The sequence below is a fragment of the Vibrio sp. D401a genome, assembly GCF_030248515.1.
Lineage (GTDB): Bacteria > Pseudomonadota > Gammaproteobacteria > Enterobacterales > Vibrionaceae > Vibrio > Vibrio rotiferianus.
Map to the genome: position 1 here is coordinate 234,854 of NZ_JAHGAI010000008.1, position 25,379 is coordinate 260,232.

A 25,379-nucleotide genomic window follows, 5' to 3' on the forward strand; every position below is an offset into this window, starting at 1 on the left:
CACGATTCACCACCACATCAATGTGATAACAATCACTAAAACATATAACATCCGCGCGATTATTATTTTTATAAAGGCGAGTTTTAAGTGAAAGAATCTCGAGAAACGTTAAATTTTAGTGAATTAAACACAACTACTACTTGGACGAAACACGATACTCATTGGGTATTAAGTCTGTTTGGTACCGCCGTGGGTGCTGGCATTCTATTTCTTCCTATTAACTTGGGCATCGGTGGTTTCTGGCCATTGGTTGTTATGGCAGTCCTCGCTTACCCAATGACTTACTTGGCACACCGAGGTCTTGCTCGCTTTGTACTGTCATCAAAAATCAAAAACGCAGACTTTACCGATGTAGTAGAAGAACACTTTGGGGCGAAAGCTGGTCGTTCGATTTCGCTGCTGTATTTTCTTTCTATCTTCCCTATTCTACTGATCTATGGCGTAGGCATTACCAACACTGTTGACAGCTTTATGGTCAACCAAGCAGGTATGGAGCCGCTGCCACGCGCCCTACTGTCTGGCGTATTAGTATTCAGTTTGATTGCAATCATGATGGCAGGTGAAAAAGTGATGCTTCGTGCGTTCGCTATCATGGTTTACCCATTGGTTGCGATTCTGGCATTTTTATCATTCTACCTAATGCCAAACTGGAGTATGCCTGTTATGGATGCACCAGAAATGTCTTCATTTGCGAGCACGATGTGGCTTGCGATTCCAGTCGTTATCTTCTCATTTAGCCACGCAGCAGCGATCTCAAGTTTTGCAAACGTACAACGCCGACATTACGGTGAAGGCGCCGATGTAAAATCAGAACTGATCTTGCGCCGTACAAGTGTCATGCTGATCGCATTCGTGTTGCTGTTTGTCTTCTCATGCGTACTTACTCTTTCCCCGGAGCAACTGGCAGAAGCAAAAGCACAAAACGTATCGGTATTGTCTTACTTAGCTAACGCGACGGAAAACCCATTCATTGCAACCTTAGGTCCGCTTGTTGCCTTCGTGGCAATTACTTCTTCATTCCTTGGGCACTTCCTTGGCGCACGCGAAAGCCTTAATGGTTTGATCTCTAAACATTCTGATATGCCAAAACGACGTGTTGATCACATTAGTGTTGTCGTACTGTTTGTATCGATTTGGATCGCAGCAATCATGAACCCTAGCATACTAGGCATGATGGAAGCTCTATCAGGTCCAGTCATTGCCATGATCTTATTTATTATGCCGATGTTAGCGGTATACAAAGTGAAAGGACTGCAGAAGTATCGTGGAAAAGCATCTACATACTTTGTACTAATGACAGGTATTGTTGCAGTAAGTGCGTTGGTTTTTAGCTTGTTGAGTTAAGAAAAGAGACTTAGGCGAGATTTTCAGGGGAATACCTTATTTTTTATTAAGGTAATTCCCTGAATTTTGCTATGGTTTTCTTGTCAGTGATGATTCGTTACTGTCTCATTGAATGAGAGTGAAAACACCTGCGATCATCAGAACTGAAGCAATACAAGTACGACCGATAATACCGAAGCGAGAAGGTTGAATCATTTCGTTGTGCATAGGCAATCTCCTTTTTGATGGGAACAGCCAGTTTTTCATGGCTTAATAACACTATGTACAAAAACGACTTTCCACACAATACATACCTGTATTAAATATTTATGACAGTCAGATGAAATTTTAGATGTCGAATGACTTACTCGTTTAATCAGTCGAGTCTATCAAGTAATTTCTGGATAATTTGATCGCATAAAGCGTTGCTCATCGAGCATATTTTTGAAGCTCGGCCCCGCATCAAGTTTTACAATGACTTCTTTCTCTTCCATTCTTATTACGTGTCCGGCTAGTGATAATTCTGTATTGTCATGCAGAGAAAGTTCGCCTCTAACCTTGACTCCAACTGCGTCTAAAGAGTGGTGGGCTTTCAATAATCTTAAACCTTGCTCCGATAATTCACTCACTAAGTATCTAGTACCTGATATCAGTAGACTTGGTCTAGCGCAACTAGGGTACTGTAATCGGTAGTAAGCTCGTTGTTGTGTGGCTTTCTCTGCTATTGCCCCAGATAAAAACGTTGTGGATTTGAGCATAACCACCTCCTTATGTTTATGACGGCATCCATTCTACAAGCGTTTTATTTTTCCTCTGATTAACTACGTTTAAACTAGGTTGTCGTAACTACTGCAACTTACATACCACAACTTAATTTTCAAGTAATGCAATCTTATAAATGTTATATTACCAATGTCTTTGCACCACTCTCGGTATTAGTCTCTTATAAATGCGTGTACTTTCTTTCTCAAAGCCCTGTTTAGCCATTCTAACTGCTTTTCTAGTGTCATTATCGCTTCCTTCTGCAGCAAAGGAAGACAAAAAACACTCGTGTTACCTAATGCAGAATACGGCACCTGAAGACCTGCCTACACTGCAGTTTTACTTTGAGTCGATCGGTAAACCAAGAGCAATCAAAAACACTGATTTAGAGCAGCCTGACCTTACCTCCCCACACGCCCAGGCACTGTATTATTTCGCTCGTATCTACTTAGAACGATATGAAGGTGTTCCAATATCTGACCTGCCTGATATGGTGGCCTTTGGGAACAAGCACCAACTCCAATGGGTAATCGCCGAAGCTAAACTGAACAAAGCGATAGAATACATAGAAACGGATGATGTCTGGCAAGGGGAGCTGTTGTTGCACGACGTGATCAATATTAGCCGTGAAATTGGTTACAAGGCTCTGCAAGGCCGTGCCTACCGTTGGCTTGGCAACGCTGAAATTCGTCGAGCACAGATAAAAACTGGCATGAGGTATTATCGAACTGCCTTTGATTTACTTGACGATTCGCATTTTGAAATTCAAGTTGCAATGACCCTAAACAATATTGCTTCTGTATATATGGATACATCCGATTGGGTCCGAGCTGAAAACTACATCAATCAAGCCATCAGCACTTATCTTGATAAAGCCAACAACTTTGATAATAGCTTATTCCTTGGCATTCTTTACGCCAACAAAAGCGTCGTTGGCTTTGCCAAAGAAAAGTATTCCGAATCAGAATACTACTTTGAGCAAGCAGTAAAATTAAGTATGGAGACAGGGTCTGACAGCTTGAAGCATACATCTTTGGCGAACCTATCTCAGCTATTGAATGCGATGGGTAAACACGATGAGTCTTTAGAGCTCGCGCAGCAATGCTTAGAGCTACCTACTAGCAGCCCTAAAAGTGGTGCAAAAGCTTCTTGTTATGAAGCTTTTTCTGAAACTTATATGAGCAAAAAACAGTTCGAGCTAGCAATTGTACATGCGAATAAAGCACTCGAACAAATGTCTTTAACCTTAACTCCAGAGTCGCAAGAAAGAATTGGGATGCTTTTGGTGCTCGTCAAAGCAAATCAAGCTCTAGGGCGGTATGAGAAAGCCTTCTATCAACTTTCTAAGCTCCGAAGCCTAGAAAAAGAGTATGCCAGCCATGTCAATGGCGAAGAGATGCTAGACATTAAATTTGAGTTAGAAGCTAAACTCGCCCAAAAAGAATTGAAGCTATTGGAAGCTCAAAATGATCTACAAGCATCTAAGTTACAAGCCCAGCGATACAGAGAAATTTTCTATTTCTTATCACTCATTGGTATCGCATCTTTAGGGATAAGGTATGTATCTCGAATCAAAAGAGTCAACCGAGAACTCGCTGAGCAAAACGTTATTGATCCTTTAACCCAAGTTCATAATCGTCGCTACTTACCCCATTGGTTGCGTAACATGGCCAACACCGCACCTGAGAGTATGTTTTCTTTAGCAGTCATTGATATCGACTATTTCAAACAGTTCAATGACACGTACGGTCATGATAAGGGAGATCAAATGCTGAAACATGTATCTTCTGTGATTAAGCGTTCGGTCCGATCTAAAGATTTACTTGCCCGCTGGGGAGGCGAGGAGTTTGTTTTAGTTTTTGAAGCCAAAAACATCGACGAATGCTCAAAAACTTTAGAAAGACTAAGGAAAGCAGTTGAAAACGAAAAGCTTAGCATTAATAGTTTAACCCTTAGCGCGACCATCTCGATTGGTGCGATAAAAACAATGAACGTCACTATGCTCAATACTAATTGGGATGACTGTTTTATGGCTGCCGACCAAGCGCTTTACGAAGCGAAACAAGCAGGAAGAAACCAATACAAAATCAATTCTGGTTAAATTATGAAAAAACATCTATTCGTCACGATCATCGCTTGTTTGTTAGTTAGCGCCTGCTCGAACCAACAAGCCGCTGAAATGGGCATGAGAGGCAGTAGTGTCAATGTGTACGCGCAGCAAATGAGCAACATGCAACTATGTGAGACGTTGTTTTATAAACGCCAAACAAACCAGACATTGGCAGCAATTGGCTCTGAGTTCAACCGACGAGGCTTAAACAAAAAGTGGTGCGATAAAGAACGCAATAAGTGGTACATCGAAAAATGGGTCGATACGCTGATTACGAAGAAGGAAGAAAGCCACACTGAAAGCGAGGTTACGATACAACCTGCTATATGAGAACCTCACACATTTAAGTAGCGAGAATAATCGCTACTTTTTTGCGACTTTTCACATCTCTTCCCCATATCCAATATCTAGAATCTTATGTTCTATCAACCCCTAAGCGTTATTACAACGCGATCCGTCGAAAAATGAAAGTAAAGAGAATGTAAACGGTTTTCGTTTCCATTCTAAGCCGCTAGCTTTGTTTAGACCTGTTTAAAGGAGTATCGAACAGGGACAAAAATTCCAAACAAAGACATGAGGTCACAAATGGAAACACGCATTAATCGCCTATTCGCTGCAATGTTAGCAGTAGGCCTTTCACCTGCCGTCTCGGCTTATGATCCGCTCTACTCTGAGCAATGGCACCTAGACAACACTGGCCAAACTGCATTTGCAGCAAACCCTGCCGTTGCGGGTAATGACTTGAACACCAAACTGACACAAGCCATGGGCATTGCTGGTGTTGGTGTAAAAGTTGCCGTTATTGACTCTGGCGTACAGATCGATCACCCAGACCTTGCAGGTAACGTAGTCACAGGTAGCAGAAACTTCGTTGAAGACTCTTCATTCCCAGCCGATTACCCAGTTGATACAAATGGCCATGGTACCGCTGTAGCCGGCTTAATCAGCGCTGTTGGTAACAACGGTGAGGGCGTTCGCGGCGTAGCTTCTCGCTCTTCTCTAATGGGCTTTAACTGGCTCGCAAACCAAACGCTGGAAGGCTGGTTGATTTCTCACGGCGTGGACGCTGCAACCAGCGATGTTCGCGTTTTCAACCAAAGTTATGGTTTTAGCCCAATCTACCCTATTCCATTCGACGAGAACGATCCGCAGTTCAAGCTTGAAATGGATGTAATGAAAGACGTCAGCGAAGGTAATGCTTGGGGTCGTGGTGCTGTCTTCGTTAAATCTGCCGGTAACGGTTACCGCTACTTCAACACTGGCCGCTTTTTCGTGCTTCCTAGCGACTTTTTCGCAGGCGGTGGCAACAAAGGCCTACCAATGCATAACTCGGCACAGTCTTACGACAATGCGAGTTACTACAACCTTGTAACCAGCGCACTTCGTGCTGACGGAACTCGCGCCAGCTACTCATCAGTTGGTGCTAACGTGTGGGTCGCAGCACCAGCAGGTGAATACGGTCAAGACTTCCCAGCAATGGTAACGACAGATCTAGTAGGCTGTGAAGAAGGTCAAAACACCAGTGCAGATTTAGGTATTAACGGCCTGCACGGCGGTACTGAGCAAGATCCGAACTGTAACTACACCAGCACAATGAATGGTACGTCTTCAGCGGCGCCAAACACGTCTGGTGCAATTGCAGCGATTATGTCAACCAACCATGCGCTAACCGCTCGTGATGTCCGTGCGTTACTGGCAGAAACAGCAAGCGTAACAGACAAAGACCACCCAGGTGTTCAACTTGAGTTCGTTAATAGCCAAGGTGACTTGGTAAGCTACGAAGCGATTTCACCATGGCAGAAAAACGCAGCTGGCGTTGACTTCCATACCTTCTACGGTTTTGGCGCAGTCAACCTAGATGAAGCAATGAAACGTGCTCGTATGACAAACAACGTTCTACCTGCACAAGTTATTACACCTTGGGCAAGCAATGCGACGGAAGTGATTGTTCCAGACGCTAACTTAGCGGGTGGCTCTTCAGCGATTGCTGTTACCGATGACATTACTGTTGAGTCAGTACAAGTGAAACTAACACTTGAACACTCGCGTCTACCGGATTTAGCAATCGAGCTGATTTCTCCATCAGGTACACGTTCAGTTCTGCAAACACCACGTAATGGTCTCGTTGGTCAATCTCTGGATTCAACAGTAGCGGGTTATGAAAACCAATTAATGCTTTCTAACCAATTCTACGGTGAAAACGCAAAAGGCGAATGGACACTACGAGCTATCGATACCAACGGCGATGAAGTGTTCTCATTTATTGCATATTTCAATTCTTCAGCTATCTATGATGTACCGATGGCTAACAACGCAAAACCAGGTGTTATCAAAAACTGGTCTATGCGTATCTTCGGTCACTAAGGAGTCATTCACATGAAATTTATGACATTTTCTATTCTGGCTCTATCGACAATGGCAACGGCTGTACAAGCAGAGCAACAATTGGCTCAGCAACCTACACCTGAACTGTTTGTCGCATCTGATGCTGTACAAATTAATGGTCAAGATTACCGAAAACTTTCTGTTGATAGCCTTGCCGAAGCGGCAGAGCTACACGCTGGTGATGAGGTGTTTAAGAATGCGTTTAGTAACGTATCTAAAGCAACGGGCCTTATCTTTGTTACGGTGAAAAGCCCAGCCGATGCTAAGGCAGTAGCTAAAGAGCTCAAACTTGACGTCGTCTTTGCTCAAGGTGAATCAGCCGTGTTCAGAGCAGCCGAAGGCCAAGATCTTCTGAGCATTAGCGATTACCTAAATGCTGACAGTCGCGTAAAAGCGTCTAAAATTGAACTAAACAGCGGTAAATACCGTGCACAATAATTCTCTAACAAGAGAAGTTGGCCTATAAAAAATGCCTCAGCACATGCTGAGGCATTTTCTTTTCGCTTACGAGAAACGGACAGTTTAAATCTATTGAGTTGAGAGCCTACTGAATAAAGCTGATTAACTTCTTCGCGATATCAGTGTTATTTTGTGAACCAACAAACTTATCCGCACCTTGCCCATAAGCAAACACTTGGACGTCAACAGCGGTATGCCCTTTTGTCGTCCAACCGGTGTAGCTCTTCTCATTAATGATTGCTTTCACTTCCTTGTAGAGGGCTTTAGCTGGCTCTTCACTCAATTTGGCGTATGCCAGCTTTCGACCTTGATCTTTAGATAATGACCAATCAACCGACTCATTCCATGTCGCGATCATGTCGTGGGATTGCGCAAGAGACATCGCCAAAGGCCATGCGGTTTTACGAACACCCTTAATCACCTCTGTGTCCCACTGATACTGCCCATTCGCACCAATTGTTAAGCCGCCAGTTGAGTGATCAGCGGTGATCACCAATAAAGTATCGGGGTGAGCATCGACATACGCTTTAGCCAATTCAATTGACTTAGCAAAATCATTCATCTCCGCCATCGCACACGCAATGTCGTTCGCATGCCCACACCAATCGATCTGGCTACCTTCAATCATCACGAAGAAGCCATTGTCTTGACGTTGTAATAGAGAAAGCGCTTTGTTGGTCATCTCTTCTAGGCGAGTGGGATTTTCATCTAGTGCGAACGGAAATGCCTTATCTGCGAACAAGCCTAAGGCGGGTAAAGTTTGTAGTGCAGGAAGCTGACCAAAGTCGGCAACGTATTGGTAGCCTTGCTGCTTGAACTCCTCAACTAAATTACGGTCTTCACGCTCGAAATAGCGAACACCACCGCCCAAAAGTAGATCGACTGGTAATTTCTCACCCACTTTATTGTCGATGTAATCATTGGCAATATCGTCATAGTTTCGGCGAGATTCATTATGAGCGGCAAAACTGGCTGGCGTCGCGTGGTTAATTTGCGATGTTGCCACCAAGCCTGTGGTCATGCCCTTCTCTTTCGCCATTTCTAGCATTGTTTTGATCGGTTTCTTATCTGTATCCACCGCGATAGCACCATTGTAACTTTTGACACCGGTACTTAGCGCTGTAGCACTTGCAGCACTGTCAGTAACGTAAGTCGCATCATCAGGATACGTTTTCGCCATACCAACCAAAATAGAATCAAAAACCGTCGGCTCTATTTCATCTGTATTTGGATCATCATGATAATAGCGATAAGCGGTCGTAAAGGCTGGCCCCATGCCATCACCGATCATATAGATAATGTTCTTCGGCGCGTCACCTGCGTAAGAATGGGTAGCCAAGAGGCTCGCGGTAATTAGGGAGTATTTAAGTCTCATATCTCATCCATGACATAATGCGAAGGCACCATAAAGGCACACATCAACTTGAGTATCGTTCTAATTTGCAAACGAATACTATCATGCACTTAGGATGAAACATGGCGTAGCTTCATAGTTTTACAACGCACATCATTTCTTGAACACAATCACCTCGGTCAACAAGTCTGCTTTGTCAGTGTCATTTGGGTTATTAAGGTAACGTTCAATGCCCAAGGGTTTCGTCTTCACTTTGATACCATTGTACCTTGTGAGATTCATCGCATACGACCATGCATTACCTAAAAATTGATATTCACCCTTGTGTTCCACTGCATAAGTTTCGCAAGTCGGGATAGTTCCAGCAACAAAATCTCCGGTCGCTACAACACCTGTTTGTACTGGTAAACATGTAATGAACTCGAAATAACCGCGTTTCATGTCCATCGAAAGGTAAAAACAAAACAGTTCGCCAGTCACGGGGAGATTTTCTTTGTCTGCCATATCAAACAAACGCGAGACATGCTCTTGCATAACAGCAGGAACCTCTGAGAGCGTTCCGGCTCCAGTCAAACCAATGTAGCTAATCTCATTTTGTTTACGTAAACCAAGATCCGTGAGCTGTGAAAGGATTTGTCCCGTTTCCAGTTGACTTTTAAGCATACGCAAACCACGCTCATAATCCATTTCTATCATGGACTTAACCATAGTTTTAAAGAAGACGAGAAACCATGGAACACGTGATTGCATCTGCCACTCTACAGTACAACCATTAGAAGACGGCATGACAATAAAGGTAACTTTTGCGTGACTTTGAAAAGGGCGAAAGAAGTGTAACTCCATGTCTAGACGATGTTCTTGGGTACTTTCTAGCACGATCGCACCTGTTCCGATACGCTTACCGTTCCACTGATACCCAGAGCCAACGACACCTTGTTCCTCACTGTAAGTGAGTTCGCATTCCGGTTCCATAATGATCCATGGTGACCAATCAGGCCAATGGGTAAAGTCTTTCAAATACTCGATGATGTCACTTTGTGTCTTTTCAATTTCGATACTTCGATTGACCTGATACGAGAGCATAACCACTCCTTGCAATTCACTTTGACTCTTTTGAGTCTAATCGATATCGAAGTTTTTTCTTGTTTCACTGACAGTTAGGCAGAAATAAAGACAGGACACAACTACCCATGCCGCGTGATTAAATGACGTAACCTCTAATGCAAATAGTTATGTCTTCAGTATGTTGTCACACCCTCAAATTTCTAATGTACAACGCACATAGTTTTAGCACTCTATGAAGAGTCTTATAGGTAGAATGAAAGTCATAGATCGCACAATGCCCAACATGATCAAAGCAAATATGCTGTGTTAGCTCAGAAGATTCCCTTTCAGAGAACCCAATACGGAATGCCCGAATCAACAACCTTAGCTAACAATGAAAGAAACCAACAAGTACCATGGTATAAGCTGAATTCGGTTGCACCCTATATTACTGTGCATCACTTTAAAGATGGGAGGCGTGATCCGTGCTCAACATTTCGCAACGATTTAACTCTTGTTATCATACCTGTTAGATGTAAAGCCAAAGTAAAATCAATAAGAGTAAAAAATATCAACCCGATGGTCAACAGGTTGAAATTTAGACTAAAACGGTAGAGCAACATCTGGTTTAAAAAGCCAATCACCAGGGTTGCCCTATCCTTTTTATAGCTCTCTTAAAACCCTGAATCCGGCAAAGTTTGCAGCAGACGACGGTGAGATAAACAGTTGAGCTTCAGATTTTGCTTTATCCGCGGAGAAGCTCCATGCTCCACCCTTTAATATACCTTTCGGGTCGGCTGTCCACTCCCAAACATTACCTACCATATCGTACATGCCCAAATGGTTGGCTGCGAATGACTTAACAGGAGACGCACTTTGGTTTGACCAAGGTGTACCGCCCCAACCTGTGTTTGCTCTACCTACACCGAAATCACTGCCCCACCAGTACGCATCTGTAGAACCTGCTCGACTGGCGATTTCCCACTCATCCTCAGAAGGTAGACGGTACTTGTAGCCTGTCTGCTTAGATAACCAATTAGCGTACGCATTAGCATCATTTTTACTCACACAAACCACTGGATAATCGGTATTTTGCTTGTAACCAGGTGACTGCCAATTGTTTCCTGCCACTGGCACAATCGTCGCTTCATCAATGGTTGTACAAATATGAGTCAACTCAGCGTCGGTTTTGTAACCCGTTGCTGTCACAAATGCGTTGAACTCTTCGACCGTCACTGGGGCAATCCCCAATGCAAATCCTTTAGACAGGGTAACCTGTTTTGCCGCATTTTCACCGACTAAAAAAGTACCAGCGGTAACCACAGACATTTCTGGTGCATTAGTGTTTTTATTGATGTAGTCGGCAAAAGTCTCCCCAGCCTTTGGTGCATTAGATTTTGCAACTAGGTTTGCACGGATTGTTTGATCCTGCCCAATGGTAAATTGGCGGCTAAATGATTTGTAACCCTCTTTCTCAATCGTAATTTGATGAGTGCCACCTGATAGCATCACCTCTATTGGCGTTGAGCCATAGCGAACACCATCAATTGTCACACGATCATCAAATTGACTAGAGCGAATCATCACCGTATGCCAAGCAATCTCGACACTTTGCGATTGCTCCTCTCCTAGTGATGGTGCAAAACAGTACTTTGAATCAAGGTCTAACAACTTACACGCAGCGTTATCGGCAGGCTTTGACGTCAGGCCCACTTTTAAAGTGGTTTTATACCTGTTCTGGTCAAAGAAACGAGACGACCCCTCTGAGTACTCTGATACATGGATATTCAAAGAAGCCGAAGCTTGATTTTGCAACACGATTTGCGATTCTGAAGTGTTGGATATGACATTTGATTTAAATTGCCCAACCGCTTTCTGAATCGCTAAGTTTAATGTTTGCTTCTTACACGCATCCAATGTCATGTCACTGGCACAGGTATTTACATAACTCACTGTCTCTGTACCGGTTTTTTGAATCTCTTCTCGAAGCAACGCAACTCGAGCTCGTTTTTTCTTCTCGCTTAACTCATGAATCGTCAACTCGACTTGATGTTGAATTGCCTTGGCTTCTGAAAGCTCGTTCTTGATTTCTTCCTGCTTCTGCTGCGATGCTAATAAATCTGACTGCGCTTTTTTAACGTCATTCCAAGCACTTTGGTAATGTTGCTGGCTAGGAGTAATATCAAGCTCTGGTTCATCAATCATCTTGGCATAATCCGCTGATAATTGTGATTTCGCTTTGGCTAGCTTCGTTTCCAAGCTGTTAATCTGCTTTGAGAGCCTGGAAGTCTCAGCAATTTGATTGTCAAATCGCGTTTGGATTTCAGAAACATGTTCCTTCGCATCCTGCAATTCTGAGTTTTTCTCAAACAACGTACTTTGAATAGCCGTTGGAGTCTGGCTAGGCTCAATTTGAGCGAGAGTTGGCAGTGATGCAAGTGAAGGGACCATCGCCAACACAAGAGCAGATAAACCGTAACGCATTGTTCCTACTTATATTTCTAGTTATGACGCAAAACGCCACTTCACCATATGTATAGTAAAGTGGCGATGATTCAATAGCTTTGAAGACTCTTAGCCTTCGCTGTTTTCGGCAAGCTTAACCCAAACCGTATCACGGTTGTTAAGGTAAATTTCACGATTGTAAGTTTCATAGCCTTGCTTGGATACCGTAACTTGGTGCTTACCTTTCGGCAGCATCAACTCAACGGGTGTGCTGCCATAGCTTACACCGTTAATCGTCACCGCATCACCATATTGATCAGAACGAACTGTCAAGTTAACCCAACTTTTAGGTGGCTGCTTCTTACTTGATGTTTTTGTTGTTGCTTGACCATTTAGACAGTAACGAGTTGATAGCCCCAGAAGCTTACATGCAGCCGTCGCTTCCGGTCTTGCCTGAAGTTGCGCTTGAATATGTGTCGCGTAATCACCGTTACCAGAGAAACCACTTTCAATTACTTGGCTTTCCTGTACGTAAATGTTCAGCTGAACTCCTTGCAAATTCTGACGTACAAGCTCTGATTCAGTTAACTCGTTGATCAACTTACCTTTAAAGGTATTCACCGCTTTTTGCTTTGTCAGGTACTGACCTTGATTACTACACTCGCCCAAAGTCATAGAAGGTGAACAGTTTGTTGTATAACGAGTCTCTAAAACGGCACTTTCTCTTAGCTCTGTTTCCAGACGCTTTACACGAGCATCAAAACGCGACTCTTGAAGGTTTGTGTACTCACTATTCATTCTAGCTAACTTATGCTTAAGCTGTGAAAGGCGAGATTCGGATTCTTCTATAGACTGGGTTAGCTTAAGCTGTTCTGTTTGATTATCTTTTACTGCGGCCCAACTCTCTTGGTACTGCTTTTGGAAAGAGACAAGATCTGTATCAGGGTCTTCTAGCAAGCGGGAATACTGCTTATCAAGCGCTGACTTAGCACGGTTTCTTTTAGCCTCTAGCTCTTCACCCGCAGATGCCAAACGCACTTTATCATTCTGTAATTGACGCAGTGCCGATTTTTGCTCGTCATACTTTGCGTCTAAATCTTGAATCTCTTGATGCTTAATTTCGATTTTTTGGTCAACAGCAGCAACAAGGTCTGGCTGAGCACCGTCTTGGGCTAGTACGTAAGTCGAACCCATAGAGCAAGCTAGCGCAATGGTAAGCGCTGAAACTGAACGTGTTTTCATAATTCCCTGCTAATGTAACGCGGCATCAAACTATACGCCGGGGTAATGGCAATTTACCCAATAGACAACTTATCTCTATTTTTATTTTTGAGCTTTATAGAGAAACCGAGGAGTGGTTAAAATTTGCACTTCAAATCCCCAAACCTATCAAGGCATTGTATAACAAAAAGAAATTTAAAATCCCCCACAAAGGTATGCTTAAATCACATTTCTGAGCTTTTTATTAATGGTAAATTAAGTAATTCACACAAACCTACCGCACGTAGTTTCACATTTAAATGATACATTCAAGCGCGAGTTTGGAATCAACCCTGCACAATTAAGCCACTTAGGTATAATAAACATACAATAACTAAAACCTTCAATATTCATGAGATATAAACATATTATTATTGTTAGCTTTGTGACTCTGTTTGCAGGCTGCGCAACCTATGCTGGATTGAACTACGATAGCTTGCTCGGTCCTGAACAAGTACGTGAACGAACCGCAACGATTGATAAACCACAAGCGGATTTCTTTCAACATGACGTCAAACCTATTGTTGATAATCGCTGTGTGGTTTGCCATGCCTGCTACGATGCCCCTTGTCAGCTCAAACTTTCTTCCGTAGAAGGCATAGACCGAGGAGCAAGCAAAGCTTTAGTATATGAAGGCACTCGCCTCACTGCCGCTGCCCCAACTCGTCTATTTGAAGATGCACAAACCACTCAGGAGTGGCGTGACGCTGGCTTCCATCCTGTGCTTAACGAACGTGAGCAGAGCATGGCGGCTAACATGGATGCCGGTCTAATTGCACGAATGCTGCAACAAAAGGAGCGACACCCTCTTCCCGACCAAGTTCAGCTAGAAGGCTTCGATTTTTCTATCGATCGTGAACAAACCTGTCCGACGATTGAAGAATACGCGCAATATGAGCAAGACAACCCAACATGGGGAATGCCTTTTGGTATGCCGAACTTAACTTCAGCGGAGTATCAAACATTGATGCTTTGGTTAAAGAACGGCGCGATCATGAACGCACATGTACCGTTGACCGAGCAACAACAAGCAGAAGTAGACAAGTACGAAGCGTTACTCAACAAGAGCTCTCGTAAGAATCAACTTGCTGCTCGCTACATCTACGAACATCTGTTTTTGTCTCACATATATTTCTCTGAATTAGATGGAGAACAGCCTCGATTCTTTATATTAGTTCGCTCTGCGACGCCTCCCGGCGAGCCTGTAAAACGCATTACCACACGTCGTCCATATGATGATCCCAAAGTGGAACGCGTTTACTACCGTATTATTCCAGAGCAAGGCACTATCGTGGATAAGACCCATATGCCGTTTGCCTTGAATAAACAACGCATTGATAACTGGAAAAAGTGGTTCATTGATGCCGATTACAAAGTGGCACAGCTACCAAGCTACGAGCCGGAAGTCGCTGCTAACCCGATGACTGCATTCATTGACCTACCAGTGAAATCTCGCTTCAAGTTCATGTTGGATAATGCGCAAAACACCATCATGGCTTACATCAAAGGTCCGGTGTGTCGCGGTCAATTAGCATTGAATGTAATTAACGACCGTTTCTGGGTGTTCTTCCTCGATCCAGACAAAGCGGATATTCCCGAGGTGAATGAGTTTTATCGTTACCAAGCAGACAATTTGAAGCTTCCGGGCGAGTTAGAAAGCAATACCGTACCAGTAACAAACTGGGTGAAGTACTCACGCCAGCAAGCTCGTTACCTAGAGGCTAAATCAGACTTCATCAACAAATGGTTCAAAAACGGCGAGCATCTTTCTACGGATGTGATTTGGGATGGTAACGGCACTAATCCGAATGCAGCGCTAACGGTATTCCGTCACTTTGACAGTGCATCTGTCGTGCAGGGTTTAGTCGGAGAACAACCAAAAACAGCTTGGGTGCTGGACTATGCCCTACTTGAGCGAATTCACTACCTACTCGTTGCTGGGTTTGATGTTTATGGTAACTTTGGCCATCAGTTGATCACTCGTATGTTCATGGACTTCCTTCGTCTTGAAGGGGAAAGCAACTTTATCACCTTACTTCCTGCAGACATGCGCCACCAAGAGCACTCAAGCTGGTACCAAGATCAACCACGTCAGCTAAGCGACTTCTTGCAGCGTAATGTCGTACCATTTAGCCAACCGACTAGCGTTGTGTACCATACTGACGACCCGAAATCCGAACTGCTCGACATCTTGCGTAAGCAGGTTTCACCTATCCTGTTACCACGTTATGATATTGTAGATACCGCGCTAACGGTGGAGAGTGAACAGCAGTTGGCAAGCATCAACCAAATTCGTGGAGAGGGACTCCAAACTGTGCCGCAAATCACCATGCTGATGGTGCGCAGTAATTCCGGTCAAGATGAGCTGTTTACCCTGCTGCATAATAACGCACATATCAATATTTCTAGTTTGTTTGATGAAGAAAGTAACCGCGATTTCGAGAACGATGATATGACCATCGTTCGAGGTGTTGTTGGCAGTTACCCAGCCGTATTTTTCTCGCTTAAAGAAAATCAGATAATAGAATTTGTCGATAATTTCGGCAACCTTAAATCAGAGGACGAGTACGTTAAGTTGTTGGATAAGTTTGCGATTCGCCGCAGCTCTGACGAATTCTGGCCATTTAGCGATCGTTTACATGATTGGTATCGTACAAAACAACCGATCGAATTTGGTTTACTTGACTATAATCGTTTTGAGAATCGATGATGATTTAAGGGGGTTCTCATGAGTATCCGAGATAACATTGCCGCTCTCGAGCAACAAATTTACGTTGCCTGCTCAGAGGGAGACTACGATACGGTCAATATGCTTGAGCACCAACTCGAATACTTACGTGGCAAGGTGGAGCATCCGTTGGACGATGATCCATACGCCATAGACACTCGGTTTGAGTGGGATGATAATTTGACCAAATAGAAAAAAACCTCCGGATTGAGCCGGAGGTTTTTGTTTATATACTCAAGTAACCCCAACGCGCTTGACTACATACAAGTTGAATGCTGTTGTACTTTCGCTATTAAGCTAGAAATCCGAAGTTATTCTACCATAAGCTCATCAAGAGCGATGACTGACTCATTAACTTGCTGCTTCAACGCGTCACTAGTCTTTGCGTACGCTTCTAACGGCTCTGGTGCAATCTCGATAACTTGACAAGTATTCATCAACGCCGTCAAACCTAAGCTACCCGCGCTGCCTTTGAGCTTGTGAGCGAGATCTTTTACCGCTCGGCTGTCACCATTTTTATCAGAGGTCTCAAGTTGGCTCAATACATCCGCGCTCGTTTGTCTAAACAGGTCGATAATGTGCAGCATTTTCTCTCTGCCCAAAATCTTCATGTCAGACTGAATCACGTTAGGGTTAATGATAACCATCGCTGGCTCCTCTGCTATTGGGTCACCAAGGACCGTTTTTTCATTGTTTTCTGTTGTTGTGTTCTGCTCTTGTTGAGCCACGCAATTTTGAGGAAGTAGGAGTTGTCTACCTTCAAGCATATCTTGAATCAGTGCCGCAAGCGCTTCTTTTTCCATGGGTTTAGGTAAGTAGCCATCAAAACCCGCTGCCAAATAGCTTTCTACTTCTTCTGCAAAAACATGAGCAGAAACGGCCACCAATGGAGTTGGCACCAACGCTTTGTCGGCTGGTTTGTTTCTCTCAATACGTTTAAGGCGGTGGATTAAATCAGCACCGTTGCAATCTGGCAAGTTGATATCGACTAATGCGATGTCAAAATCATGCTTGTCAATGATCTGTTCCGCTTCTAAACCAGTCTCTGCCATCATAACTTCGTGCCCCATGCTTTCTAAGAACCCTTCAGCAACGACACGATTGACCGGGTTATCTTCTACAACGAGTACTTTCGCACGGACTTTACAGCGCGCACTTGCAATAGACACTGTTTCTACAGGTTCACTTTCTTCTAAAGGAATAGAGAACCAAAACCTACTGCCTTGCCCTTCATCCGAGTCTACATCCAAGCAGCCGCCCATCGCTTGAATAATCCGACGGCTGATCGCCAAGCCTAAACCTGTACCACCCGTTTGATTCAAGCCACCCTCAGCTTGAGTAAAAGCATCGAACAGTGTCTTCTGATCTTTCTTCGCTATACCTATCCCTGAATCAGAGACTTCAAACAGAACTTGGGACTCATCTTCAGGATTTAGGCTGACGTAAATATCAATCTCGCCTTCTTCGGTGAACTTAATCGCATTACCGACTAAATTGCTTAGAACTTGGTTAATGCGAGTTACATCTCCCTTCCAGTAACGGCCTACATCGCTCTCAATGTGGTAAGAGAAAAGAAGCTTCTTCTCTTGAGCCTTGCCGTTCATTAGCTGGAAGGTGTCTTCAATCATTTGATGTAAATCGAAACCTAAACTGCGGATCTCCAAATGCCCAGCTTCAATTTTCGAGTAATCCAGTACGTCATTCAAAATCGCCAGCAACGTTTTACCACTGCGGTTGATGATTTCGGCATAACGTTTCTGAATAGGATTCAAACCCGAATCAATCAATAATCGAGCCGTCCCCAACACACCGTTCATAGGTGTGCGAATTTCATGACTCATTGTGGCTAAGAACGCCGATTTTGCTCGACTTGCTTGCTCAGCTTGCTTGCGGGCTTCCGCATGATTTAGCACTTCTTCATTCAGACGTCGGTTCGCTTGTTTCAACTGAGAGGTGCGATCTTCAACTAGCTCTTCAAGGTGCTCCTTATGCTCCTCTAAATCACGCTTTGCTTTCGCTTCACCTTCAGCGACGACTTTTAAAGCTTGTGCTGTGTTTCTTGCCGTAATAATCGCCTGCCCCATATGAGCCAGTTCATCTTTCCCTTTAACCTCTAACTCTACAGCCAGATTCCCTTGAGCGACAGACAACAGTGCCGCAGAGTATTCAGCCAAACGTTTTACGACCGAAACATAAACGACTCGCCATAAGATAAGCACCACGATAATAAGGCCAACGATAGAAATAACTGTAAGCGACCACTGAGCAAACTTCAGTGTGCTAGTGAGCTGATCAACCGCAACTGTAGTAGTTTGATTTGAGTCATCCACCAATTTGTTAACAGTGCTGTTTAGTTCCGAGAATAACTCCAACGTTTTGTGCATTAACTGCTGAGATTGGTCATTATTTTCATATTGTTGCATTAATATGGTGAACACAACCTGACGCTTACCCAGTTCAGTTAGAAGCTGGGCCATTTGCTTCGAACGAGTCGGGTCTTCAACAGCAAGTACGCGACGCTTCATTATCTTCAGATTATCTTCAAATGCATGCTGAACTTGCTGGATACGATCCATATTTGTTAGCGTGCGGGCTTCTTCAATCTGATTGAGCATTTTAAAAGCCAACAAATGTAACTCGTGCAAACGTTCAGAGAGGTCTAGGTCCACTTCTACCAAAGCATCTAACGCTTGGTAAACTTGTTGCTTCTTATTTGCCTCTAGCAAGTCGTAAATATGGGTGACATTCGCTACTGCAATCGTGCTTGTATTTTGCACTTGGGTACGTGTTAGTTGTTCTAACTCCTCACTCAATAAGCGCATTTCCTCAACACGAGTTTCTATTTCCTTAGCGAGCCAAAGCTTGCGTTCTACCGAGACACCAAGATCTGCCAAGTTATTGATGACATTTTGAACATTCGTCTCTAACTTTTCTAAAAGACCCGCGTCGAAAGACTCCCCTCCCAGTTCTTTAATATGGGAAAGTAGTGATTCGAGCTGTTCAAATAGTACCTTTCCTGCTTCTTTACGCTCTTTTTCATTTTGTGCATTAGAAAGCATTTGAACAGAAGAAATGATACGCGTACTCAGCTCAGAAACCTGACGAGCCTCAATCATTGCAGGGATAGCGGCATCTACGACATTCCTTTCAGTTTTGGCGACCAAAGAAAACCCTGACACCCCAATTAACGCAGATGCCATCACCAACATCGCCATCGCAATAAAAGACAAAAGTAACTTGCGACCGATGCTCGCTGTTGCTAGCAACATATATTCCTTACCTTAATGTTCGTGTTCGGCGTTAGTTTACGTTATATTTTGCAGTGTTTACTTAATCTATGCCAACGAACTTCATTTCATGGTTATAAATCAGCGCTTAATTCGCACAATTTTCGGACATTCTGCCTTAACACTGTCGCTTTTCGCGTCAGTGCCAACGTTCGCAGCTGAAAAAATATGTGCCATTTATCCACATTTAAAGGACTCATACTGGCTATCAGTAAACTATGGAATGGTTTCCGAAGCGGAAAAACTCGGTGTCGACTTACGTGTACTTGAGGCAGGCGGTTATCCAAATAAGTCTCGCCAGGAACAACAATTAGCCCTATGCACCCAATGGGGTGCAGACGCTATTATTCTGGGTACTGTCGATCCGCAAGCTTACGAACACAACCTAAAATCATGGGTAGGTAACACTCCCGTATTTGCGACAGTCAACGAACTCAAGCTAGATGACGAGCAAAGCAAACTTTTAAAAGGTGTTGTTGGGGTTGACTGGTATTGGATGGGTTACAAGTCCGGGAAATTCTTAGCTCAGCGTCATCCTAAGGGTAGCGGTCAAACCAATATCGCTTTGTTATTAGGCCCAAAAACTCGCGGAGGCACAAAGCCCGTTACCGAGGGTTTCTATGAAGCCATTAAGGGTAGCGACATCCATGTTGTTGATAGCTTCTGGGCTGACAACGATAAAGAACTACAGCGAAACATTGTTCAACGTGTTATTGACATGGGTGACATTGACTACATTGTTGGAAGTGCCGTGGCTATTGAGGCTGCAATTAGTGAGTTACGTAGTGCACAAAAGACAGATGAAATTGGCTTAGTGTCTGTTTATTTGAGTCATGGTGTCTATCGGGGGCTACTTCGAGATAAAGTATTGTTCGCTCCTACCGACAAGATGGTCGAGCAAGGCCGTTTATCTTTGATTCAAGCTGCAAGCTATTTACGAAACCAATCGTACGAAAAACAAGCTAGCCCTAAGATAAAAGCACTGACCCCAAAGACCCTTCATGACGAAACAATTGAAGAATCGTTATCTCCGTCAGAGTATAGGCCGACATTCAGCGTTAAAGCGGTTGAATGAAGATCGAAAAACGTGTTCTATAAGTAACAACAAATTACACAGAATAAAATCGATAACGGAAATAACTTGATGCAAAAAACGATTCGCACCATGCCTACCCACAAGCATATTGCATTGGTTGCACATGACAACTACAAGCCTGAACTTCTACGCTGGGTGAAACAGAACAAAGAGAAGTTACAGGGACATTTTCTCTACGCGACTGGCACAACAGGCCATATGTTAAGTAAAGAAACTGGCCTTGCAATCAAAAGCATGATCAGTGGCCCGATGGGAGGAGACCAACAGCTTGGTGCTCTGATCTCAGAAGGGAAAATCGATATGCTTATTTTCTTCTGGGATCCACTTAATGCTGTTCCACATGACCCAGATGTAAAAGCACTCCTGCGTATTGCAAGTGTCTGGAACATCCCTGTTGCAACCAACAGAGCAACAGCAAAGTTCTTGTTTGAGTCTCCACTACTTAATCAAGAAGTAGAAGTGGAAGTCCCTGATTACGATGCCTATTTAGCGGAACGTACTTAATTTGCCCTTACCGTGAGAATAGAGAGGGCGAACAATCGCTTCGCCTTCATTCTATTGCATACTTGCAACCGGGTAATCTCCGTTTACCAATTCTTGAACAAAACCAGAACCCGCACCAGTATGAGTAATCCATACCTTTTCTTTTGCTCGTGTTAACGCAACATAGAACAAGCGGCGATCTTCTGCATATGGGAACTTGTCTTTTGATTCACAAAGTGCACCGTCGATATGCACTTGCTTCTTCTTAGCAGGAAACTGTCCTTCATCGACCGAGAGAATAATAACAAAGTCTGCTTCCCTCCCCTTGCTCGCATGACAAGTCATAAAGCGAACATCAAGATTTGGAAAACGCTTCAACCAATCATCGTATAGATCTGGCTTATGGTAATGGTTACGTCCCAACAACAGCACAGATTTGGTTTTCTTCGCTTGTTGATTAAGTTGATCAAGAATCTTCTCAACTTGATTACTCGGTGTAGTATGCACACTCTTCTGCTTACGTTGCTTATGACTATTAAGTGTCTTCGGCAACTGAGACGGGTTCTCTTGCACAAAAGTATTCGCCACATCACCAATTTGGTTGTTAAAGCGATAGGTCGTATCTAGGTGATGCACTGTCGAATGAATGAAGCGGTCTTGGAAGCCTGTCGTCAAATCAACATCTGCTCCGGCAAACTGATAAATCGCCTGCCAGTCATCTCCGACAGCAAACAAGGTCGCACCGGCTTGCTTTTGTGTTGACTCACACAATGCTTCAATCAGAGCCAAACGATCAGGGGAAATATCTTGGTACTCATCCACCATGATAAAGCGCCAAGGTGATATATATTTACCTTTACTCACGTAGTCGGTTGCACGACTGATCATGGTTGGAAAATCAACGTGATTAGTCTCTTTCAGCATCTTTTGCCACGCACTAAAACATGGCCAACACAGCGCCAACTCACTGTTCAAACGCGTGTAGTCTTGATGATTAACCAGCCTCTCTTGCACTTGCTTCTTGGTAAGACCAACCGCCGCAAGCTGAGACAGTTGTTGATCTAGCCAAGCGATCAGTTTTGGGTTTTCTGAGTGACTGCCTAACTCATCGTCACCTTTCAAATAAGCGATCGGCCATTTGTCCAAGTGCTTTTGCCAACGCTTAAAGTTAGTCGGAGTCATCCAGTGTTTCTTGAGCCAATCGATGCACCATGCTGTACGTTGATTGTCATCCAATGCGAGCGGGCTGATCTCTACAGGTTGCGGCTCAACTTGATTTAGAATGCGCAAACCAAGTTGATGGAAAGTATTGACGCGTACGCCTTCTGCAGCCAATCCCACTTTGTCGACCAAACGACCTTTCATCTCTGTTGCAGCATCACGGCCAAACGCGAGCATCAATAGTTCTTCAGCTTGAGCTTGGTGGCTTTGCAGCAAATACGCCACACGTGCCGTCAGTACGCTTGTTTTACCTGACCCAGCCCCAGCTAAAACAAGGTTATGATCATCGTTAAGCAGTACTGCATGCTGCTGCGAAAGATTCAACGGTGAAGACTCAATACGGCTAAATAGCACTTCCCAATTTGGGCGTTCATTCTCCAGCCACTCATGATTTCGTTTGCTCAATGTGTTAGAAGTGTCAGAAAGCCATGGTTCAATCTCTGCCATACGATTTGGCATACGCATTTTCGCTTCTGCCAAGCTGGTCTTGATTTCAACGAGCTCAGAATTAAGTTGTTCGACCCAATTTTGCACTTTCGAATGCGGTAGATAAGCAGGTAAATGCTGAAGTTGATACAACTCATCTTCCCACTTAGGAAGGTATTCTGCGAGCTTACGGCACTGATTATTGTGCCACTCTTGATATTTTCTAACCGCCTCGACGGCAAACTTGCGACACTGCGGCCACGGCAAACCTTGCACTAACCAGCTCTGTTGCATGCTATCTTGTTCATGAGCGAAGAACTGAAGCGAGCTCCAAAGTAGACCACGTTTAACGCTAACTTTTCCATTCCAAATCGTAAATGGTATGTGTTCTTCACTGCCCACTGAACTCAATAAAACACTGTTTTCTTTTATTTCTACCTGGTAATACTCATTTTGAATAAAAAACTGTGCTTTATTGGAGGCAGTAAGCTGCATGAAAGGTGCGCCTTTTAGTATAGAAGTTTTCGTTTTATATCATTTTAGACGCTCAAATTGTAGCGATGGATGAAGCACAAATCGCCTTCTGTCTGTATTCTTAATTAAAAATCACATTACTGTAGAATTTGTATACACGTATCACTTCTTCTTCGACAACCAACACGTTAAGTCAATGACTATTCTGTTGATTTCCTGACCATGTGACGTTTTTTATTAAAATAGGTCATAAACACGTTATAGTGAGTTTGTTAGAATTCTCTCGTTTTCCACCGGCAACGAAAGGCGCATTGTGCAAGCTGCTTTAAAATTACGCCTCTATTGGGCAAACAAAACCATTAATTACAGCATTCTGATTTTAATTACCTTGTTAGGGGTAGTGATTCCTGCTTGGTACTTCGATCAAAATGTACTAATAACGCCCCTTATATTGGGTGTTATTGCAGCCGCATTGGCGGAAAGTGATGATAGCTTCACTGGTAGGATTAAAGCACTAATTCTTACCTTTATTTGTTTTGCTGTCGCCGCATTCTCTATTGAGATTCTGTTTAATACACCTTGGGCGTTTGCTGTTGGTCTATTTGTGTCAACCTTTGGCTTTATTATGCTTGGCGCTATTGGCCCCAAATACGCAAGCATTGCATTTGGTTCACTACTCATAGCTATCTACGCCATGCTCGGAGCGCATGAAAGTACCAACATTTGGTTCCAACCATTACTGCTATTGACAGGTGCTGCATGGTATTACTTTATGTCCATGATTTGGCAAATATTCTGGCCCCTTCAGCCAGTTCAACAAAGCCTTGCAACTGTGTTCTTACAAATTGCCAACTACCTAGACGCTAAAGCAAAGCTATTTCACCCGGTCACGAACCTGACGCCACAGCCAATGCGAATTGAGGCTGCAAAACTCAATGCAGCAACAGTAAATGCACTCAATGCGTGTAAAGCCACGTTATTAAGCCGCTCTAAGCGTGGACACATTGACGGCCCGAGTGACCGATTCTTGAACATCTATTTTATTGCACAAGATATCCATGAGCGCGTCAGTTCAAGCCACTATCGCTATCAAGACTTAGCCACAGAATTCGAACGTTCAGATGTATTGTTCCGCTTTAAATACTTATTGGAATCACAAGCTCAAGCTTGTCGTGATATTGCTCATGCTATTCGATTAGGAAACGAATACACCCACACAGACCAATCTATTTTGGCATTGGCGGAGTTACAAAACTCATTAGGGTATTTGGAAGAGCAGCAACAAAGCCACTGGAAGCGTTTGTTGGCTCAACTTACCTACCTCTTCAACAACCTTGCGACGGTAGAGAAACAGTTAAGCAATATCAACAACCCCGATGCAGAACGTTTAGAAGAAGACGTGCTTGATGACACCAACCCACACACGTTAAAAGCGATGTGGCAACGCATTGCTGCCAACCTACATAAAGACTCAATGCTGTTTCGCCATGCGCTGCGCATGTCGATAGCACTGACCGTAGGCTATGGAATCATTCAAGCCTTCGATATTGACCGTGGCTACTGGATTTTGCTCACCACGTTGTTCGTGTGCCAGCCCAACTACAGTGCAACGCGACAAAAACTAACAGCGCGTGTGATAGGCACATTAGCAGGCTTACTAATTGGTGTTCCGCTTCTCACCTTTTTTCCTTCACAAGAAAGCCAGTTAGTATTCATCGTGCTATCAGGCGTGATGTTCTTCGCCTTCCGCATCAACAACTACGGCTACGCTACAGGCTTCATTACCTTGCTGGTACTTTTCTTGTTCAACCAGTTAGGCGAAGGCTATGCAGTTGTACTCCCTCGACTCGCAGATACACTGATTGGCTGTGTGCTCGCGGTGGGGGCAGTTTTAGTTGTTCTACCTGATTGGCAATCGAAACGCCTACACAAAGTGATGTCAGATGCGATAGATGCAAACAAACAATACCTTGGTCAGATCATTGGTCAGTATCGTATTGGTAAAAAGGATAACCTCAGTTACCGAATCGCCCGTCGTCAGGCTCACAATAACGACGCCAACCTTTCTTCTGCCATCAGTACGATGCTGGCAGAGCCGGGTAAATATCGAACAGCTGTGGATGAAAGCTTCCGATTCTTAACGCTTAATCATGCAATGCTAAGCTACATCTCCGCACTTGGTGCGCACCGTACGAGAATTGAAGACGAGGCAATCCATCAATTGGTGCTCGATGCTCACCGCTGCATCCACCAGCACTTAGACGTTCTTCATCAGCAGTTACATCAACATTGTGAAGAGTGTGATTTGTCATCAATTGACGACTCCAACTTGGAACAACGCCTGAATGAATGGCGCGATGAAGATGACCACTCAGCTCGAATGGTGCTGCAGCAATTACATCTTATCTACCGGATGCTACCTGAACTACATTCTCTCGCCTCCAAGTTTGCAGTCAGAGCAAACTAAAACAGCAAATCCTGCGCCAGAAATATTCTGGTGCTTGTAAGTCATTGATGCCCTA

Annotated in this window: 17 protein-coding genes; 10 read left to right on the forward strand and 7 right to left on the reverse strand. The window is 43.9% G+C overall.

Features of this window, described 5'->3' with window-relative positions; translation table 11 throughout:
* Positions 1-87: 87 nt before the first annotated feature.
* Positions 88-1,344, forward strand: coding sequence for an aromatic amino acid transport family protein (locus KIV41_RS05290; RefSeq protein WP_252042647.1), 1,257 nt, complete (start codon positions 88-90; stop codon positions 1,342-1,344).
* A 368-nt stretch (positions 1,345-1,712) separates the two neighbouring features.
* On the opposite strand, the gene KIV41_RS05295 is transcribed toward KIV41_RS05290, so the two are convergent.
* Entirely contained in the window at positions 1,713-2,081 is a 369-nt protein-coding gene (locus tag KIV41_RS05295; protein WP_138955392.1) for a PilZ domain-containing protein, read from the reverse strand.
* 614 nt (positions 2,082-2,695) lie between these two features.
* On the opposite strand from KIV41_RS05295, the gene KIV41_RS05300 reads away from it, so the two are divergent.
* From KIV41_RS05300 to KIV41_RS05315, 4 genes are all read left to right on the forward strand, one after another.
* Positions 2,696-4,186 (forward strand): diguanylate cyclase, encoded by a 1,491-nt coding sequence (locus KIV41_RS05300; protein ID WP_373417595.1) that lies wholly within the window; start codon positions 2,696-2,698, stop codon positions 4,184-4,186.
* A 3-nt stretch (positions 4,187-4,189) separates the two neighbouring features.
* Positions 4,190-4,525 carry a hypothetical protein gene (locus tag KIV41_RS05305; RefSeq protein WP_010452324.1) on the forward strand — a complete coding sequence of 112 codons (336 nt, stop codon included), beginning with the start codon at positions 4,190-4,192 and terminating at the stop codon, positions 4,523-4,525.
* Between the two features lie 255 nt (positions 4,526-4,780).
* The gene (locus KIV41_RS05310) at positions 4,781-6,559 is read left to right on the forward strand and encodes a S8 family peptidase (RefSeq protein WP_088880066.1); all 1,779 of its coding nucleotides are present in this window, start codon (positions 4,781-4,783) and stop codon (positions 6,557-6,559) included.
* 12 nt (positions 6,560-6,571) lie between these two features.
* Positions 6,572-7,018 (forward strand): hypothetical protein, encoded by a 447-nt coding sequence (locus tag KIV41_RS05315; RefSeq protein ID WP_285335832.1) that lies wholly within the window; start codon positions 6,572-6,574, stop codon positions 7,016-7,018.
* Positions 7,019-7,124: 106 nt separating this feature from the next.
* On the opposite strand, the gene KIV41_RS05320 is transcribed toward KIV41_RS05315, so the two are convergent.
* The 4 genes from KIV41_RS05320 to KIV41_RS05335 form a co-directional block, all read right to left on the reverse strand.
* Complete coding sequence (locus KIV41_RS05320; RefSeq protein WP_285335833.1) at positions 7,125-8,414, reverse strand: alkaline phosphatase; 1,290 nt, start codon at positions 8,412-8,414, stop codon at positions 7,125-7,127.
* Positions 8,415-8,546: 132 nt separating this feature from the next.
* On the reverse strand, positions 8,547-9,476 hold the full coding sequence (locus KIV41_RS05325) for an SRPBCC family protein (protein ID WP_285335834.1): 930 nt from the start codon (positions 9,474-9,476) through the stop codon (positions 8,547-8,549).
* Positions 9,477-10,100: 624 nt separating this feature from the next.
* Positions 10,101-11,921 carry a formylglycine-generating enzyme family protein gene (locus tag KIV41_RS05330; protein WP_088880016.1) on the reverse strand — a complete coding sequence of 607 codons (1,821 nt, stop codon included), beginning with the start codon at positions 11,919-11,921 and terminating at the stop codon, positions 10,101-10,103.
* Positions 11,922-12,011: 90 nt separating this feature from the next.
* Entirely contained in the window at positions 12,012-13,124 is a 1,113-nt protein-coding gene (locus tag KIV41_RS05335; RefSeq protein ID WP_285335835.1) for a PEGA domain-containing protein, read from the reverse strand.
* 370 nt (positions 13,125-13,494) lie between these two features.
* On the opposite strand from KIV41_RS05335, the gene KIV41_RS05340 reads away from it, so the two are divergent.
* Positions 13,495-15,852, forward strand: coding sequence for a fatty acid cis/trans isomerase (locus KIV41_RS05340; protein WP_285335836.1), 2,358 nt, complete (start codon positions 13,495-13,497; stop codon positions 15,850-15,852).
* An 18-nt stretch (positions 15,853-15,870) separates the two neighbouring features.
* Complete coding sequence (locus tag KIV41_RS05345; protein WP_138954636.1) at positions 15,871-16,062, forward strand: hypothetical protein; 192 nt, start codon at positions 15,871-15,873, stop codon at positions 16,060-16,062.
* A gap of 119 nt (positions 16,063-16,181) precedes the next feature.
* Here KIV41_RS05345 and torS read toward each other — a convergent pair whose 3' ends face one another.
* Complete coding sequence (torS, locus tag KIV41_RS05350; RefSeq protein WP_285335837.1) at positions 16,182-19,139, reverse strand: TMAO reductase system sensor histidine kinase/response regulator TorS; 2,958 nt, start codon at positions 19,137-19,139, stop codon at positions 16,182-16,184.
* An 88-nt stretch (positions 19,140-19,227) separates the two neighbouring features.
* Between torS and torT the strand changes: the two genes are divergently transcribed.
* Together torT and KIV41_RS05360 are read left to right on the forward strand one after the other, a co-directional pair.
* Positions 19,228-20,232, forward strand: a complete 1,005-nt coding sequence (torT, locus tag KIV41_RS05355) for a TMAO reductase system periplasmic protein TorT (RefSeq protein ID WP_038886757.1) — start codon at positions 19,228-19,230, stop codon at positions 20,230-20,232.
* Between the two features lie 69 nt (positions 20,233-20,301).
* The gene (locus KIV41_RS05360) at positions 20,302-20,757 is read left to right on the forward strand and encodes a methylglyoxal synthase (RefSeq protein WP_010452347.1); all 456 of its coding nucleotides are present in this window, start codon (positions 20,302-20,304) and stop codon (positions 20,755-20,757) included.
* Positions 20,758-20,808: 51 nt separating this feature from the next.
* On the opposite strand, the gene helD is transcribed toward KIV41_RS05360, so the two are convergent.
* On the reverse strand, positions 20,809-22,878 hold the full coding sequence (gene helD / locus KIV41_RS05365) for a DNA helicase IV (RefSeq protein ID WP_285335840.1): 2,070 nt from the start codon (positions 22,876-22,878) through the stop codon (positions 20,809-20,811).
* Between the two features lie 292 nt (positions 22,879-23,170).
* Here helD and yccS point away from each other — a divergent pair, with 292 nt between their 5' ends.
* Positions 23,171-25,324 carry a YccS family putative transporter gene (gene yccS / locus KIV41_RS05370; protein WP_010452351.1) on the forward strand — a complete coding sequence of 718 codons (2,154 nt, stop codon included), beginning with the start codon at positions 23,171-23,173 and terminating at the stop codon, positions 25,322-25,324.
* Positions 25,325-25,379: the final 55 nt, after the last annotated feature.